This window comes from Streptomyces sp. UC4497, from assembly GCF_054871485.1.
In genome coordinates this window covers 235269-249975 of record NZ_JBTYHB010000003.1, presented here as the reverse complement: position 1 = coordinate 249975, position 14707 = coordinate 235269, and the positions used below count along the sequence as shown (strand labels likewise).

Below are 14707 nucleotides of genomic sequence, written 5' to 3'. Positions count from 1 at the left end.
CGTAAAACAGACCGAACAGTCTGTCTTAGGAGTTGGCGATGCGTTCCACGACCGGTTGGCAGGCGGACGGCACGACGCGGACTCTGCGCCGTACGGCACTGGAGCGCCGGGACCTGCGCCCGGGCGACATCGCGGTGCGAATCGACTACTGCGGTGTCTGCCACACGGATCTGCACGCGCTGGAGGCACACGGGAGCGACGCGAACGGTGTGCTCGTGCCCGGGCACGAGTTCACAGGCGTGGTGACCGAGGTCGGCGGGGCGGTGGCCGACTTCGCTCCGGGCGAGCCCGTGGCCGTCGGCAACATCGTCGACTCGTGCGGGAAGTGCCGCATGTGCCAGGCGGGACAGGAGAACTTCTGCCGCGAGTTCCCGACGCTGACCTATGGCGGGGCCGACCGGCAGGACGGCTCGACCACGTTGGGCGGGTACTCACGCGAGTACGTCGTGAGCCACCGGTTCGCCTACCACCTGCCCGCGGGGCTCGACGCGGCCGCCGCGGCTCCGCTGCTCTGCGCCGGCGTCACTGTCTGGGAACCGTTGCGGGCACTCGGCGTGGGACCTGGAAGTACCGTCGCCGTGGCCGGACTTGGCGGCCTGGGACACCTCGCGGTCAAGATGGCGAGCGGGCTCGGCGCCACGACCTCCGTCATCAGCCGGAGCCCGGACAAGGCCGACGAGGCGCGCGGCCTGGGGGCGCAGGGGTTCGTGGTGTCCACCGATCCGCAGCAGATGGAAGCGGTCCGCGACCGGTTCGATGTCGTCATCGACACCATCTCGGCTCCCCACGACCTGGCTCCGTACCTGCGGGTGACCGCCATGGACGGAACCCTCAGCCACCTCGGACACCTCGGGCCGGTCACCGTGGACACCCTGGACCTGCTCATCGGCCGCAAGAAGCTCAGCTCGGCCGGCAGCGGCGGCCGCCCGTCCACCGCCGCCATGCTGCGCTTCTGCGCCGAACACGGCATCACCGCGGACATCGAGCTGCTGCCGTCGTCCCAGGTGAACACGGCTCTCGAACGCCTGGAGCGGAACGACGTCCGCTACCGGTTCGTGCTCGACATGTCCGACCTCGACTGACCGCTATCCCGCATGCAGTTGACGGTATTCGTCGAGCAGGCGCCGCAGCTGCCGCACCATGAAGTCGTAGTAGGCGTGCATGTCGCGCAGCCGCGCCTGCTGGACCTCCGGCATGCCAACTCCCCGTTCCTGCGCGGACTTTGCGAGTTCGAGCAGCTGCTCGGTCTGGGCGAGCTGGTGCTGGAGGCAGCCGCTCCATGCGTCGTCGCGCCATACGTAACCGGCTTGGCGCACGCCGGGCACCTTGACCCGTTCGACCGTGCCGTTCGCGATGAGCAGGCGGGTCATCTCCGACGTCGAGCCCTTGCTGGCACCCAGCGTCTCCTGGAGGTCCGACAGCGTCATGGGGGTGGGGCTGAGCATCAGGACACCCGCCAGCCGTCCGGCGATGGGCGGCCATCCCATCGCGCGCCCGATCCGCCGGCCGAAGTCCTCGACCAGCGGCCCGTCCGTCCCCGTCACCGATCCTCCCCGTACGGAAAAAAGTGAAAATTCATTCTTGACTGAACTTTCCTTGTGCGTCAGATTACCAGCATCCGCGCGGGACTCACCGGTGCGGGACGCTCCCGCATCAAGGAGTAGACATGGCACGGATCGAGACGGCACGGCATGTTCACGACCTGATCGTCGTCGGCGCGGGCTCCGCGGGTGCGGCGATCGCCGCCCGCGCCGCCGCTCGCGGCCGACGGGTCCTGCTGCTGGAGGCGGGCCCCGACTACCGCTCGGCGCAGATGCCGGAGGCGTGGCGCTCGCCCAACCCCGTGGTGGCCCTCATGGATCCCGCGGCCTCGGAACATCTCGTATGGACCGGTCTGAACTCCTCGCGCACCGAGAAGCAGGCGCAGGCCCCGTACTGGCGCGGCCGGGGTGTGGGCGGCAGTTCGTCCGTCAACGGTCAGATCGCGATCCGGCCGCCGATGGCCGACTTCGAGGAGTGGGCCCGGCTCGGCTGTACCGGATGGGCACCCGATGATGTGCTGCCCTATTTCGCCAAGCTGGAGGACGACGAAGAATTCGGCGACCGGCCGCACCACGGCCGCGGAGGTCCGACCCCGATCCACCGGGCGCCGAGGGACGCCTGGGGAAGCGTCGACCGGGCCCTGGCCGACTCGGCCCTGGCGGCGGGGTTCGGCTGGGCGCCCGACGTCAACGCCCCCGGCGCCACCGGTGTCTCGCCGTACCCGATCAACTCCCGTGCCTCCCGCCGCGTCAGCGTCAACGACGCCTACCTCGAACCGGCACGTGACCTGCCCGGCCTCACCGTCCGCGGCGACGCCCTGGTGGACACCGTCGTCTTCGAGAACGACCGCGCGATCGGTGTACGTGTGGTGATCGACGGAGCCCTCGTCACCGAGTACGCGGACGAGGTGGTCCTCAGCGCGGGAGTGATCCACTCCCCCGCGATCCTGCTGCGCTCGGGCATCGGGCCCGCCGAACAGCTGCGGGCGCTGGGCATCGAGGTGCGTCAGGACCTGCCGGTCGGTGTCGGGATGCAGGACCACGCGATGACGGTGCTCTCGCTGCCGTTGCGGCCCGAGGCAGCCATCACGTCACCGCACGACCGGCACACCAACGTCTGCGTGCGCTGGTCCAGCCGGACGGGTACACACTCCGACGACCTCATGTTCGTCTCGCTCAATCAGAACGTGCTGGCCATGGCCACGGCCAACACCCAGGCGCACGCAGGTGCCTTCGGTGTCTGGCTGAACCGGACCCACTCGCGCGGTGAGCTCACCCTGGTCTCCACCGACCCTTCGGCGCATCCCTACGTCGCCCAGCGCATGCTGTCCGACGAGCGCGACCTCGCCCCGATGAGGGAAGGCGTGCGCGCCCTCGTGGAGTTGAGCCGCAGCGCCGAGACGGCCGCCGTCCTGGGCGGATCGGTCGAAGAGGCGAACCGTCCGCTGTTCGCGGCCCTCGCGAACGACAGCAGCCTCGACGACCACCTGCTCTCCACGGTCATCGACGCCCAACACGGCACGAGCACCTGCCGGATGGGCGCGCCCGGCGCCGACGGCGCGGTCGTCGATCCGGAATGCCGGGTGCAGGGTGTCCGGGGGCTGCGGGTCGTGGACGCATCGATCTTCCCTTCCGTGCCACGGGCCAACACCAATCTCGCCGCCATCATGACCGGCGAACTCATGGCGGACCGGCTCGACGCCTGACACCTCCCCGTAAGCACAGAACCCCGCACAGAGCCCCGCTCCGCCCCGAACAGAAACGGCCACGCCCATGGAAACGCTCCAGAACCTCATCGGCGGCCGGTGGGAAGAACCGGGCGGCGAGGACGTCATCGCCGTGGTCAACCCCGCCACCGAGGAAGCCGTCGCGCACTTCCGCGCGGGCAGCGCCGAAGACGTCGACCACGCCGTGTCCGCGGCGGGCGCCGCGCAGCGCGAGTGGGCCGCGCTCACCGTGGCCCGGCGCGTGGAGCGCATTCACGCCTGGGCCGACGCGATCGCCGCACACACCACGGAACTTGCCGAACTGGAATGCCGGGAGATGGGCAAGCCGGTCGGCATCGGGCGCACGTTCGTCGAGGGCGCGGTGGCCGGGCTGAAGGCCGCCGCGGACCAGGCGCTCACCTACCCGTTCAGCGAAACCGTGACCGGGCCGGGTCCTGAGGGTGGGCGGACCGACATCGTCCGCCACCCGCTGGGTGTCACCGCCGTCATCACGCCGTGGAACTTTCCCGTCGCCATGGTCCTCGGCGCCCTCGGCCCGCTGCTCGCCGCGGGGAACACGGTCGTGGTCAAGCCCTCCGAGCGGTCGCCGCTGTCCACGGTCCGGCTCTTCGAGCTGGCCGCCTCCACCGGGCTGCCACCGGGCGTGCTGAACCTGGTCCTGGGCGACGGCCGTACCGGTGCGGCGCTGGCGGAACACGAGGACGTACGGCTCGTCCACTTCACCGGCTCGGTCGGGGCCGGCCGCGCGGTGGGGACGGCCACCGGACAGCGTCTGAACCGCTGCGTGCTCGAACTCGGCGGGAAGGACCCCGTCGTGATCGACGAGGGAGTGGACCCGGTCGCCACCGCGCAGGCCGTGGCGTTCGGCGCGTTCGTCAACACCGGCCAGATCTGCACCTCCATGGAGCGGATCTACGTCCATGAGCGGATCGCGGACGAGTTCGTCGAGGCCCTCGTCGCCGCGGCGCGGACCTTCACCGTCGGCGACGGCCTCGACCCCGCCACGGTGCTCGGACCGCTCGTGGACGCGCGCCAACGCGACACCGTACGGCGCCATGTCGAGGACGCCGTCGCCAAGGGCGCCACCGTGCACACCGGCGGAGCCGTACCGGAACGTCGCGGCTACTTCTACCCGGCGACCGTGCTTACCGGAGTCGACGACACCATGCTCGTGATGACCGAGGAGACGTTCGGTCCCGTGGCCCCGATATCCGTCGTGGCCAGCTTCGAGAAAGGCCTCACCCGCGCGGCCGCATCGCGCTACGGCCTCGCCGCCACCGTGTACACCGACGACCCCGAGCACATCGCGGCGGCCAGGCACCTTCCCGTAGGTGTCGTCTGGGTCAACCAGTGGCAGGGCGGCGGCCCCGAGCGGCTCTACGAACCCGCCCGCGACAGCGGCATGGGAGCCACCGGGGCGCGTGCCGCGTACGACGCCGCGACCCGGCCCGCCACCGTGCACATCACCGTCACGGCCCCGGCGGTCGCCCGATGACCGCCACGAAGCAGGCCGCGGCCCAGCACATCCGAGCCGCGGCGGACGACCTGATCGCCCTGTCCCACCGCATCCACGCCCACCCCGAGTTGGCCTTCGAGGAGTACCTCGCCAGCCGATGGGTCGCCGATGCCCTCAGCGGCGCGGGGTTCGAGGTCCGGCACGGCTACTGCGGGCTGCCGACCGCCGTGGAAGCAACCGTCGGCACCGGGCCGACGCACATCGCGATCTGCGCGGAGTACGACGCCCTGCCCGACATCGGTCACGCCTGCGGCCACAACATCATCGCCGCGGCGGCGGTCGGCGCCGGTATCGGGCTCGCCCCCTTGGCGGACGAACTCGACCTGACCGTACGGGTGTTGGGCACTCCCGCGGAGGAGGGTGGCGGCGGCAAGGTGCTGATGCTGGAACAGGGCGCCTTCGACGGGGTGGACGCCGCCATGATGGTGCATCCGGCCGCGGTCGAGATGGCGGCGATGCCAGGCCTGGCCGTCACCCAGTTCGATGTCACCTACAAAGGCAAGGCGGCGCATGCCGGTGCCTATCCCGAGCTGGGCGTGAACGCGGCGGACGCCATGACCCTCGCCCAGATGGGCATCGGACTGCTGCGCCAGCAGACGGCCGCCTCCGATCGCATCCACGGCATCGTCACCCAGGCCGGCTCCGCCGCCAACATCATCCCCGACTCCAGCCGCGGCCACTGGATCGTACGCAGCGACAGCATCGACGCCCTGCGGCCGCTGGCCGAGCGTGTGCACCGCTGCTTCGAGGCCGGCGCGCTGGCCACCGGCTGCGAACTGTCCACCACGCCGGTCGGCCCCGACTACGCCGATCTGCGGCCGGACCAGGGCCTGTTGGACCTGTGGGTCGCCAACGCGACGGCGCTCGGCCGGCACTTCCCCGAGCTGCCGAACAGTGTCGCGGGCGCCGCCACCGACATGGGGAACGTCTCCCATGTCGTGCCCACCATCCACCCCATGCTGGGACTCGACTGCGGCCCCGCGGTCAACCACCAACCGGAATTCACCGCCGCGTGCACCACACAGGCCGCGGACCGTGCCGTACTCGACGGGGCGACCGGCATGGCCTGGACGGCCATCGACGTCGCGCATCGCTCTCGTTCTACGAACGGTTCTCGAGGTCCTCGAGGGCGCTGATCGCCGTGGCGGTGAGGCTGTTGGTGATGTGGTCGCGCATGAGCTGCGCGGCCCGGGCCGACTCGCCGTCCACGACGAGGTCGACCAGACGCTGGTGTTCCTCGAGGTCGCGGGTGCGCGGTTCGTCGCCGGGCGGCAGGTCGAGGCCGAGGCGGCGGTAGCGGTCGGACTTGTCCCACAGGTCGTCGAGCATCTTGATGAGCACGTCGTTGTGCGAGGCCCGGTAGAGCGTCTGGTGGAAGACGCGGTGGGCGGTGAGGGCTTCCTCGCCCCACTTGCGCGTGACCGGGAGCAGGTCGGCGACGGCGGCCCGCATCGCGGCGATGTCGGCCTCGGTGCGGCGGGTGGCGGCGAGTTCGGCCGCGGTGGGGTCCAGGGAGAGGCGGACCTCGAAGAGCTGGCGGGCCTCGTCGGCGGTCATGGTCGACACCCGTACGTCGCGGTGGGTCTCGACGGTGAGCAGTCCCTCGCTGCTGAGGCGCCGGATGGCCTCGCGCAGGGGCGTGATGCTCATGTTGAGCGAGTCGGCGAGATCGTACTGGGCGAGACGTGAGCCGGCCGGGAGGCTACCGGTGAGGATCTGGTCGCGCAGTTCCGCGTAGGCGAGATCGCTCTTACTGAGGAACGTGTTCTGGCTCGGCATGGCCTCTTGATCGGTCCCTTTCCCGAGGTCCCCCACCCCTTGACAGCTCCCGGTGGCGACGCCCACTCTAACAGCCGTCACATCTTATAAGTTACAAGGAAGGCCGCCATGAAGATCACCAACGTGTACGAGGGCGTCGTCCCGATCAGCTCCTCGATCCGCAACGCGTGGATCGACTTCTCCTCCATGGACTGCTCGATCGTGGCGATCGAGAGCGATGTCATCCGCGACGGGAAGCCGGTGGTGGGCTACGGCTTCAACTCCAACGGCCGTTACAGCGCGGGCGAGATCCTGCGCCGCCGCATCCTGCCGCGCCTGATGGCGGCGGAGCCCGGGGACCTCCTGAACGAGGCCGGCGAGCTGGATCCCGCCCGGGCGTGGGAGCTGATGATGCACAACGAGAAGCCCGGCGGGCACGGCGAGCGCTCGGTCGCCGTCGGCGTCGTCGACATGGCCCTGTTCGACCTGGCCTCGAAGCTCGCGGGCCAGCCGCTGTACCGGTACCTGTCCGAACGGCACGGCGACGGCGAGCCCGACGACTCGGTGTTCGTCTACGCGGCGGGCGGCTACTACGCCCCCGGCAAGACACTGGCCGACCTCCAGGCCGAGATGCGCGGCTTCCTCGACCAGGGCTACGACGTCGTCAAGATGAAGATCGGCGGCGCCGACCTCGCCGAGGACCTGCGCCGCATCGAGGCCGTCATCGAGGTCCTGGACGGCGACGGATCCCGCCTCGCCGTCGACGTCAACGGCCGCTTCGACCTGGCCACCGCGCTCGAGTACGGGCGGGCCATAGAGCCGTACAACCTGTTCTGGTACGAGGAGATCGGCGACCCGCTGGACTACCACCTCAACGCCACGGTCGCCGAGCACTACGCAGGGCCCATCGCCACCGGCGAGAACCTCTTCTCGCTCCAGGACGCCCGCAACCTGATCCGCTACGGCGGCATGCGGCCCGACCGGGACACCCTCCAGTTCGACCCGGCACTCTCCTACGGACTGACCGAGTACCTGCGCATCCAGGACATGCTGAAGCAGCACGGCTGGTCCTCGCGCCGCTGCATCCCGCACGGCGGTCACCAGTTCTCGCTGCACATCGCGGCCGCACTCAAGCTCGGCGGCAACGAGTCCTACCCGGGCGAGTTCCAGCCCACCGGCGGCTTCGCCGACGACGCCGTCGTCGAGAAGAGCCGCGTCGGCCTGACCGACATCCCCGGCATCGGCTTCGAGGGCAAGGCCGCCTTCCACAAGGTGCTGCGCGCCCTGCACAGCTGAGCCGCTCTCCGCACATCACAACTCAAGGCACCAACGGGACAGGCAACACACGATCGTCGTGCAAGGGAGCACCTACGATGACATCAACCGCCGTCACCGACCGCCCACCGCGCTCCAGGCTGAACCGGCTGCTGCGTGAGCTGTGGTTCCAGGTCGTCCTGGCCGCCGTCCTCGGCATCGCCGTGGGACTGTTCGCGCCGGGCGTGGGCGAGGAACTCAAGCCGCTCAACGACTGGTTCATCGCTCTGGTCAAGATGATCGTGGTCCCGGTGGTCTTCTGCGTGGTCACCACCGGCATCGCCTCCATGGACAACCTGCGCAAGGCCGGCCGGATCGGTGTGAAGGCGATCGGCTACTTCCTGGTGCTGTCCCTGGTGTCGATGCTGATCGGCCTGGTGGTCGCCAACGTCTTCCAGCCCGGCGCGGGACTGCACGTCGATCCCTCCACGCTGCGCGCCGAGGACGTACCGGAGACGGCCACCGAGCACGCCACCTTCACCGGCTTCATCTCCTCGCTGATCCCCACCTCGCTCCTCGGGGCGATCACGGGTGACGCGATCCTGGCCGCGCTGATGGTCTCCATCGTCTTCGGCGTTGCCCTCAACATGACCGGTGAGGACGGTGCCCCGCTGACCCGAGGCATCAAGGCCCTCTCCGATGTGGTGTTCCGCATCGTCGGCTGGGTGATGCGCCTCGCCCCGCTGGGCACCTTCGGCGCGCTGGCGATGGTGGTCGCCACGTACGGGGCCGAGAGCCTCAAGCAACTCGCGTACCTGATCCTGCTGTTCACCGCGACGTGTGTCGTCTACGTCCTGGTCGTGCTCGGCGCCATCATGCGCGCCTGCCGGCTGAGCCTGTTCGGTCTCATGCGCTTCCTCAAGACCGAACTCCTCGTCGCACTGAGCACCTGCTCCAGCGAGGCCGTACTGCCGCAGCTGGTAAGGAAGTTGGAGACTCTCGGCGTGGGCAGGCCGGTGGTCGGGATCGTCATCCCCTCCGGGTTCTCCTTCAACCTGGACGGCTCGGCCGTCTACCTCACGATGGCCTCCATGTTCCTCGCCCAGGCCATGGGCATCGACCTCTCCTGGCAGCAGCAACTCGTCATGGTCGGCGTCATGATGCTCACCAGCAAGGGCACCGCGGGCATCGCCGGCGGCGCGTTCATCGTCCTCGCCAGCACGGTCACCGCGGTCGGACACATCCCGCTGGCCGCCCTCTCCCTGATCGTCGGCGTCGACCGCATCCTCAACGAGGGCCGCGTCTTCATCAACGTCCTCGGCAACGCGGTCGCCACCATCGTCATCGGCAAGTGGGAAGGCGACTTCGACACGGCGCGGGCCCGGTCGGTGCTCCAACCCGACAAGACACCTCCCCCGCCGCCCGCGTCCGTCGACACCACGAAGGTCGGCGCCGACGGCTGACCTCCGGTCACGCGCTCCGAGCGTTGTCGCCGAACAGCCGGTCCAGATGCAGGTCGATAGCGTCGAGCGCGGCCTGCTCACCGATCACGTCCAGCTCGATCAAGGGAGCGAGGCCGGTGAGGGCGAGGAGCAGATTGGTCTCGGTCGCCGGGTCGCGGTCGGAGGCGATGTGCCCCTCGGCGACCGCCTGGCGGACCAACTCCTCGACAAGGGCCCGCCCCTGGAAGAGGCCGCGGCGCGCCTGTTCATGGACGTCCTCGTCGTGCAGCGCCTCCAGGACGTAGGCGGCGCTCATCCGGCTGGTGGCGCGGGCGTCGGCGTGTAGGGGGAGCATTTCCGCGAGCGTCAGCCGCAGGACGTCCCGGGGATGCGGACGGTCACCGAGCTTCTCGAGGCCCCGGCCGACGCGCAGCGAGGTCTGCTCGGACGCGAAGTCCATAGCGAAGGAGAGCATGGCGGCGCGGGAGGCGAAGTAGTGCTGCAGCTGCCCCAGGGAGATGCCTGCCTCCTGCGCCACCACGCGCATCGTGAGATGCCCGACGCCGCGCCGCTCCACCACACGCCACAGCGCGCGAGCGATCGCCTCGCGTCGTCCGCGGTGATCCACCTGCTTCGGCATCGTCGGCCTCTCCCTCGCACCCCTGAGCCTTTCCCATACGGTTGACATAATACAGGTGACCGATAAACCTGGGGTTCAGGAGAGGAAGGAAGCGTCATGCCCGACCGACTGCCTCAACAGCCAAGGGTGCGGACCAGGGAAGGTGTGGTGCAGGGGTGCCTGCGGAAGGGGCACGCCGTGTTCCGCGGCATCCCCTACGCCCGGCCCCCGGTCGGGGCACTGCGCTTCGCCGCGCCCGCCCCGCCGCACCGCTGGGACGGGACAAGGCAGGCGACGGAGTTCGGTCCCGTGGTGCCGCTGTCCCTGCCCATCGACACCGGCCCGCCCCAGGGCACCGACTGGCTGACACTCAACGTCGGCACCCCGGATCCGGGCGCGGCCGGGCTGCCGGTGCTGGTGTGGCTCCCCGTCGGCGGCTACGTCGCGGCGGCGTCGAGCGACCCGATGTACGACCCGGCGGCGTTGGCCGAGGCGGGGATCGTCGTGGTGAGCGTCAACTGCCGTGTGGGCGCGGAGGGTTACGCCTTCCTCGACGACGCGCCGCCCAACCGCGGCTTCCTCGACCAGATCGCGGCGCTGGAGTGGGTGCAGCGGAACATCGCCGCCTTCGGGGGCGACCCCGACCGGGTCACCGTGGGCGGCACATCCGCCGGGGCGGGATCGGTCGCCGCCCTCCTGACCATGAAGCCGGCGCGCGGCATGTTCCGGCGGGCCATCGCCCACTCGGTGCCGGGGATGCACAGCACACCCGCGCTGGCACGGCGGATCACCGCCGCGCTCGCGGACCGGCTCGGCGCGGCGGCCCCCACCGCGGCCGCCTGGCGCGACATCGACCCCTGGCACCTGGCCGCGGAGCTCACCGCCTTCAACGCCGACATCCATGCGCATCGGGCGAGTTGGGGACGGCTCACCGAGACCGGCACCGCCCTGTGTCCCGTCGTCGACGGCGAGGTCCTCCCCGAAACGCCCTGGCCCGCGCTGAGCGGCGGGCGCGCGCAGGGGACCGAGCTGCTCGTCGGCCACACCCGTGACGAGTTCCGGTTCTTCAGCGTCATGAGCGGACGTCGGGGCACCTTCACCGAGCAGGACGCCCGTGCGGCCCTGGAGCTGCTCGCCCCGGGGCCGCACGGCGCGGACGCCTACCGCGCCGGGTTCCCGCAGGCAGGGCCGGAGGAGCTGGTGGAGACGGTGTACTCCGACGCGTTGTTCCGCATGCCGTCACAGCAGCTGGCCGAGGCGAACGCCGCGGCCGGCGGCACCTCGTACCTGTTCGAGCTGTGCTGGACCGCCCCGGCGCTCGGCGGCGCCCTGGGCGCCTGCCACAGCCTCGACATTCCCCTGGCGTTCGGCACCCTGGGCAGCCCCGTCGGCGCGCAGCTCATCGGCGAGGAGCCCACCGACGAGGCACTCGCGCTCTCCCGTGAACTCAAGGAGGCATGGGTCCGCTTCCTCACCACCGGCGACGCCGGATGGGCCGCCCACCGGACCGACCGACGACTCACCCGTGTCCTGGACGCCGAATCGGAGACTCTGCCCTACCCCGAACAGGCTTCCCGCCGGATCTGGGAGGGCCACTCCCCCGCCCCGTTCGAGCCGGTCGGGACGGGCCGCGGAGAAACGGAGCGACGCTGATGGACGCCATCAACCTGACGGTGTGGGACGAGACGGACGGCGCAGGAGCACCCGCGGTGTTCGCCCACAACATCTTTACGTGGGGCAGCGACGACGCGTACGGCTTTGCCGCCCAGCGGCCACTGGCCGACCGCCACCGACTGCTGCTGGTGGACCGCCGTGGCTACGGCGGCAGCCCCGACACCGACCGCAGCGACTTCGACACCGACGCGGACGACCTGCTGGAACTCCTCGCGCGACAGGACGACGGCGCGCACCTGGTCGGGCACGGCAACGGCGGCCTCGCGGCCATGCTCGCCGCAGGGCGCCGTCCCGACCTCGTACGTTCCCTGACGCTGATCCAGCCCGCCGCGTTCTCGGCGGCCGCGGGCCACCCGGTGGTCGAGGGCATGCTGCGCCGGGTGCGAGAGAGCGACGATCTGCCGGAGTCGGTCACGCCGGAACAGTATTTGCGCGCCTCCACGGAAGGGCTGGGCATGGCGATGCCCGCCCCCACACCGCAGCGCCTTCGCGCCGTCGCCACCTCGATGCGCGAACGCCCGGTGTGGGAGGCGACGGTGCCGCTGGAACCGTTGCGGGCCGCCCCGTGGCCGACGCTGGTGATCTGCGGGACCTGGCAGGACGCACCGGAGCCGTACCGCACGTACGCGGGCGAACCGCTGATCGCCTGTGCCGAGGCCGTCGCCGCTGCCACCGATGCCCGGCTGCTGCGCGTGCCGGGCTACTACCCGCACACCCAGCAACCCGCCGCCGTCAATGCCGCCTTGCGAGAACTGTGGCGGAGCCACGACGACGGCACGTAGCCCCGCGAGGACGTCACACCGGCAGCGTCCCCGTCGCCGCCACCTTCGCGTACCAGTGGGCGCTGGCCTTGGGGGTGCGGGTGCCGGTCGGGTAGTCGACGTGGACCATGCCGAAGCGCTTGCTGTAGCCGTAGCCCCACTCGAAGTTGTCCAGCAGCGACCACAGGAAGTAGCCGCGGACGTCGGCGCCGGCGGACATCGCGCGGTGCACGGCGGCCAGGTGGTCGCGGACGTAGGCGATGCGTTCCGGGTCGTTGACGTTGCCCTCGGGGTCGGCGTAGTCGTGGAACGCGGCGCCGTTCTCGGTGATCACCATGGGCAGGCCGGGGTGGTCGGCGCCGAGGCGGAGCAGGAGTTCCTCGAGGCCCGAGGCGTCGATCGTCCAGCCCATAGCGGTCTTGTCGCCGGGCGTCGGGTGGAAGGCGACGCGGTCGGCGCCGACCCAGGGGCTGTGCGCGCTGGCGCCGTGGCCGTCGCTGCCGTGCGCCGGGTCGCCCTCGGAGACCAGGGTCGGCGAGTAGTAGTTGACGCCCAGGAAGTCCAGCGGCTGGTGGATGTCGGCCAGGTCGCCGTCCCGGACGAAGGACCAGTCGGTCAGCGGCGCGGTGTCCTTCAGCAGGTCCTCGGGGTACTCGCCGCGCAGCATCGGGCCGGTGAAGACCCGGTTGGCCAGCGCGTCGATGCGCCGGGCGGCGTCGGTGTCCCCGGGGGTGTCGGTCAGCGGGCGCACGTGATGCACGTTGAGTGTCACCGACACCTGGGCGGACGGGCGCAGTTGCGAGCGCAGCGCCTGAACGGCCAGGCCGTGGCCCAGGTTGAGGTGGTGGGCGGCGCGCAGGGCGGCGACCGGATCGGTGCGGCCGGGGGCGTGGACGCCGGACGCGTAGCCGAGGAAGGCGCTGCACCAGGGCTCGTTGAGGGTGGTCCAGGTGTCGACGTGATCGCCGAGGCCCTCGGCGGCGAGCGCCGCGTACTCGGCGAACCGCTCGGCGGTCTCGCGGGCCGGCCAGCCGCCCAGGTCCTCCAACTCCTGTGGCAGGTCCCAGTGGTAGAGCGTGGCGACCGGCTTGATGCCCTTCTCGCGCAGCGCGTCGGCGAGGCGCCGGTAGAAGTCGAGGCCCTTCTGCAGGGCCGGTCCGCGGCCTGTCGGCTGGATGCGCGGCCAGGCGAGCGAGAAGCGGTACGCCTTGACGCCGAGGTCGGCCATGATGTCGACGTCCTCGGCCCAGCGGTGGTAGTGGTCGCAGGCGATGTCGCCGGTGTCGCCGTTGAGGACCTTGCCGGGGGTGCGCGCGTAGGTGTCCCAGATGGACGGGGTGCGGCCGTCCTCCTGGGCTGCGCCCTCGATCTGGTACGAGGCGGTCGCCGTACCCCAGAGGAAGTCGGTGGGGAAAGTGAGCGCGGATGACATGAAGGATTCCTCCGGGAGCAAGGGGGGTGGAACGACGGTGTGTTGGACAGGAGTTGCGGCTCAGCCCTTGACGGCGCCCTGCATGATGCCGCCGACGATCTGCCGGCCGAACACCACGAACATCGCGAGCAACGGCAGCGTGCCGAGCAGCGCGCCCGCCATGATCAGGGACTGGTCGCGGACGTAACCGGCGCTCAGCTGTGTGAGGGCCACGGGCACGGTCGGGTTGGTCATGTCGAGGGCGATGAACGGCCAGAAGAAGTCGTTCCACGCGTGCACGAAGGTGATCATGAAGATCACGGCCATGGGCGCGCGGGCGATCGGGAGCACGATGGACCAGAAGATCCGCAGTGAGTGCGCGCCGTCGACCCGGCCCGCCTCAACGAGCTCGTCGGGCAGCGACTCGGCGAAGTACTGCCGCATGAAGAACACGCCGACCGCGCTGACCAGCGTGGGGAAGATGACGGACGGGAGCTGCTGGCCCCAGCCGAGGTCGCTCATCATCATGAACAGCGGGACGACGCCCAGCTGCGGCGGCACCATCATGGTGCCGATGACGACCATGAGGAGGGCGTTGCGGCCCTTGAAGCGGAGCTTGGCGAAGGCGAATCCGGCCAGGGTCGCGAAGAGCACGGTGGACAGCGCGATGGTGCCCGCCACGATCAGCGAGTTCATCATCGCCTTGCCCATGGAGGCCTCGGTCCAGGCCCGGGAGAGGTTGCTGAAGAGGTTCGGTCCCGGCAGGAACGGGGGCGGGGTCCGCGAGATCCGGGCGCTGTCGCTGGAGGCCGCGACCAGCGTCCAGTACAGCGGGAAGAGCGAGACCAGGGCGGTGAATCCGAGCAGGACGTAGGCGACGGGCCCCGCGTGGTGCTGTTTGCCCGCGCCCTGCCTCAGGCGCCTGCGGCGGGCGGGAGCGGCGCGCTCGACGACGTCGCGGCCTCGGGCGCCGGTGCGGACCGGAGCGGTGTCGGTGGTCATGG

Annotated in this window: 13 protein-coding genes; 8 read left to right on the top strand and 5 right to left on the bottom strand. The window is 70.5% G+C overall.

Translation table 11 applies throughout. From position 1 onward, the window contains the following. The first annotated feature begins 38 nt into the window (after positions 1-38). Positions 39-1082, top strand: a complete 1044-nt coding sequence (locus ACYSUO_RS06130) for an NAD(P)-dependent alcohol dehydrogenase (protein WP_461774964.1) — start codon at positions 39-41, stop codon at positions 1080-1082. Positions 1083-1085: 3 nt separating this feature from the next. Here the strand turns inward: ACYSUO_RS06130 and ACYSUO_RS06125 are convergent, their stop codons facing one another. Further along, positions 1086-1544, bottom strand: a complete 459-nt coding sequence (locus ACYSUO_RS06125) for a GbsR/MarR family transcriptional regulator (RefSeq protein WP_461774963.1) — start codon at positions 1542-1544, stop codon at positions 1086-1088. Positions 1545-1666: 122 nt separating this feature from the next. On the opposite strand from ACYSUO_RS06125, the gene ACYSUO_RS06120 reads away from it, so the two are divergent. The 3 genes from ACYSUO_RS06120 to ACYSUO_RS06110 all read left to right on the top strand — a co-directional run bounded on the left by ACYSUO_RS06120 (position 1667) and on the right by ACYSUO_RS06110 (position 5920). Next, positions 1667-3247 carry a GMC family oxidoreductase gene (locus tag ACYSUO_RS06120; RefSeq protein WP_461774962.1) on the top strand — a complete coding sequence of 527 codons (1581 nt, stop codon included), beginning with the start codon at positions 1667-1669 and terminating at the stop codon, positions 3245-3247. Positions 3248-3314: 67 nt separating this feature from the next. Next, the gene (locus ACYSUO_RS06115) at positions 3315-4763 is read left to right on the top strand and encodes an aldehyde dehydrogenase family protein (protein WP_461774961.1); all 1449 of its coding nucleotides are present in this window, start codon (positions 3315-3317) and stop codon (positions 4761-4763) included. Further along, the gene (locus tag ACYSUO_RS06110) at positions 4760-5920 is read left to right on the top strand and encodes a M20 family metallopeptidase (RefSeq protein WP_461774960.1); all 1161 of its coding nucleotides are present in this window, start codon (positions 4760-4762) and stop codon (positions 5918-5920) included. The genes ACYSUO_RS06115 and ACYSUO_RS06110 overlap by 4 nt, the downstream gene beginning before the upstream one ends. On the opposite strand, the gene ACYSUO_RS06105 is transcribed toward ACYSUO_RS06110, so the two are convergent. Further along, positions 5886-6563 carry a GntR family transcriptional regulator gene (locus tag ACYSUO_RS06105; protein WP_461774959.1) on the bottom strand — a complete coding sequence of 226 codons (678 nt, stop codon included), beginning with the start codon at positions 6561-6563 and terminating at the stop codon, positions 5886-5888. The two genes, ACYSUO_RS06110 and ACYSUO_RS06105, sit on opposite strands and share 35 nt — an antisense overlap. A 108-nt stretch (positions 6564-6671) precedes the next feature. On the opposite strand from ACYSUO_RS06105, the gene ACYSUO_RS06100 reads away from it, so the two are divergent. Then, complete coding sequence (locus tag ACYSUO_RS06100; RefSeq protein ID WP_461774958.1) at positions 6672-7838, top strand: mandelate racemase/muconate lactonizing enzyme family protein; 1167 nt, start codon at positions 6672-6674, stop codon at positions 7836-7838. Positions 7839-7915: 77 nt separating this feature from the next. Then, a complete protein-coding gene (locus ACYSUO_RS06095) occupies positions 7916-9259 on the top strand; it encodes a cation:dicarboxylate symporter family transporter (protein ID WP_461774957.1) in 1344 nt (447 codons plus the stop codon). A 7-nt stretch (positions 9260-9266) separates the two neighbouring features. On the opposite strand, the gene ACYSUO_RS06090 is transcribed toward ACYSUO_RS06095, so the two are convergent. Continuing rightward, positions 9267-9878: a TetR/AcrR family transcriptional regulator gene (locus ACYSUO_RS06090; protein WP_461774956.1), complete on the bottom strand. Its 612-nt coding sequence runs from the start codon at positions 9876-9878 to the stop codon at positions 9267-9269. Between the two features lie 96 nt (positions 9879-9974). Here ACYSUO_RS06090 and ACYSUO_RS06085 point away from each other — a divergent pair, with 96 nt between their 5' ends. Both ACYSUO_RS06085 and ACYSUO_RS06080 read left to right on the top strand, forming a co-directional pair. Beyond that, on the top strand, positions 9975-11510 hold the full coding sequence (locus tag ACYSUO_RS06085; RefSeq protein ID WP_461774955.1) for a carboxylesterase/lipase family protein: 1536 nt from the start codon (positions 9975-9977) through the stop codon (positions 11508-11510). Further along, positions 11510-12313 (top strand): alpha/beta fold hydrolase, encoded by an 804-nt coding sequence (locus tag ACYSUO_RS06080; RefSeq protein WP_461774954.1) that lies wholly within the window; start codon positions 11510-11512, stop codon positions 12311-12313. Before ACYSUO_RS06085 ends, ACYSUO_RS06080 begins: the two co-directional genes overlap by 1 nt. 13 nt (positions 12314-12326) lie before the next feature. On the opposite strand, the gene ACYSUO_RS06075 is transcribed toward ACYSUO_RS06080, so the two are convergent. Together ACYSUO_RS06075 and ACYSUO_RS06070 are read right to left on the bottom strand one after the other, a co-directional pair. Beyond that, positions 12327-13724, bottom strand: a complete 1398-nt coding sequence (locus tag ACYSUO_RS06075) for a GH1 family beta-glucosidase (protein WP_461774953.1) — start codon at positions 13722-13724, stop codon at positions 12327-12329. Between the two features lie 60 nt (positions 13725-13784). Next, a complete protein-coding gene (locus ACYSUO_RS06070) occupies positions 13785-14705 on the bottom strand; it encodes a carbohydrate ABC transporter permease (protein WP_426897317.1) in 921 nt (306 codons plus the stop codon). Positions 14706-14707: the final 2 nt, after the last annotated feature.

Bases quoted from the DNA above. Each gene is read 5' to 3' on its own strand.
- ACYSUO_RS06110 (WP_461774960.1), top strand. From the start codon at position 4,760: ATGACCGCCACGAAGCAGGCCGCGGCCCAGCACATCCGAGCCGCGGCG.
- ACYSUO_RS06115 (WP_461774961.1), top strand. From the start codon at position 3,315: ATGGAAACGCTCCAGAACCTCATCGGCGGCCGGTGGGAAGAACCGGGC.
- ACYSUO_RS06090 (WP_461774956.1), bottom strand. From the start codon at position 9,878: ATGCCGAAGCAGGTGGATCACCGCGGACGACGCGAGGCGATCGCTCGC.
- ACYSUO_RS06070 (WP_426897317.1), bottom strand. From the start codon at position 14,705: ATGACCACCGACACCGCTCCGGTCCGCACCGGCGCCCGAGGCCGCGAC.
- ACYSUO_RS06100 (WP_461774958.1), top strand. From the start codon at position 6,672: ATGAAGATCACCAACGTGTACGAGGGCGTCGTCCCGATCAGCTCCTCG.
- ACYSUO_RS06075 (WP_461774953.1), bottom strand. From the start codon at position 13,724: ATGTCATCCGCGCTCACTTTCCCCACCGACTTCCTCTGGGGTACGGCG.
- ACYSUO_RS06105 (WP_461774959.1), bottom strand. From the start codon at position 6,563: ATGCCGAGCCAGAACACGTTCCTCAGTAAGAGCGATCTCGCCTACGCG.
- ACYSUO_RS06095 (WP_461774957.1), top strand. From the start codon at position 7,916: ATGACATCAACCGCCGTCACCGACCGCCCACCGCGCTCCAGGCTGAAC.
- ACYSUO_RS06120 (WP_461774962.1), top strand. From the start codon at position 1,667: ATGGCACGGATCGAGACGGCACGGCATGTTCACGACCTGATCGTCGTC.
- ACYSUO_RS06080 (WP_461774954.1), top strand. From the start codon at position 11,510: ATGGACGCCATCAACCTGACGGTGTGGGACGAGACGGACGGCGCAGGA.
- ACYSUO_RS06130 (WP_461774964.1), top strand. From the start codon at position 39: ATGCGTTCCACGACCGGTTGGCAGGCGGACGGCACGACGCGGACTCTG.
- ACYSUO_RS06085 (WP_461774955.1), top strand. From the start codon at position 9,975: ATGCCCGACCGACTGCCTCAACAGCCAAGGGTGCGGACCAGGGAAGGT.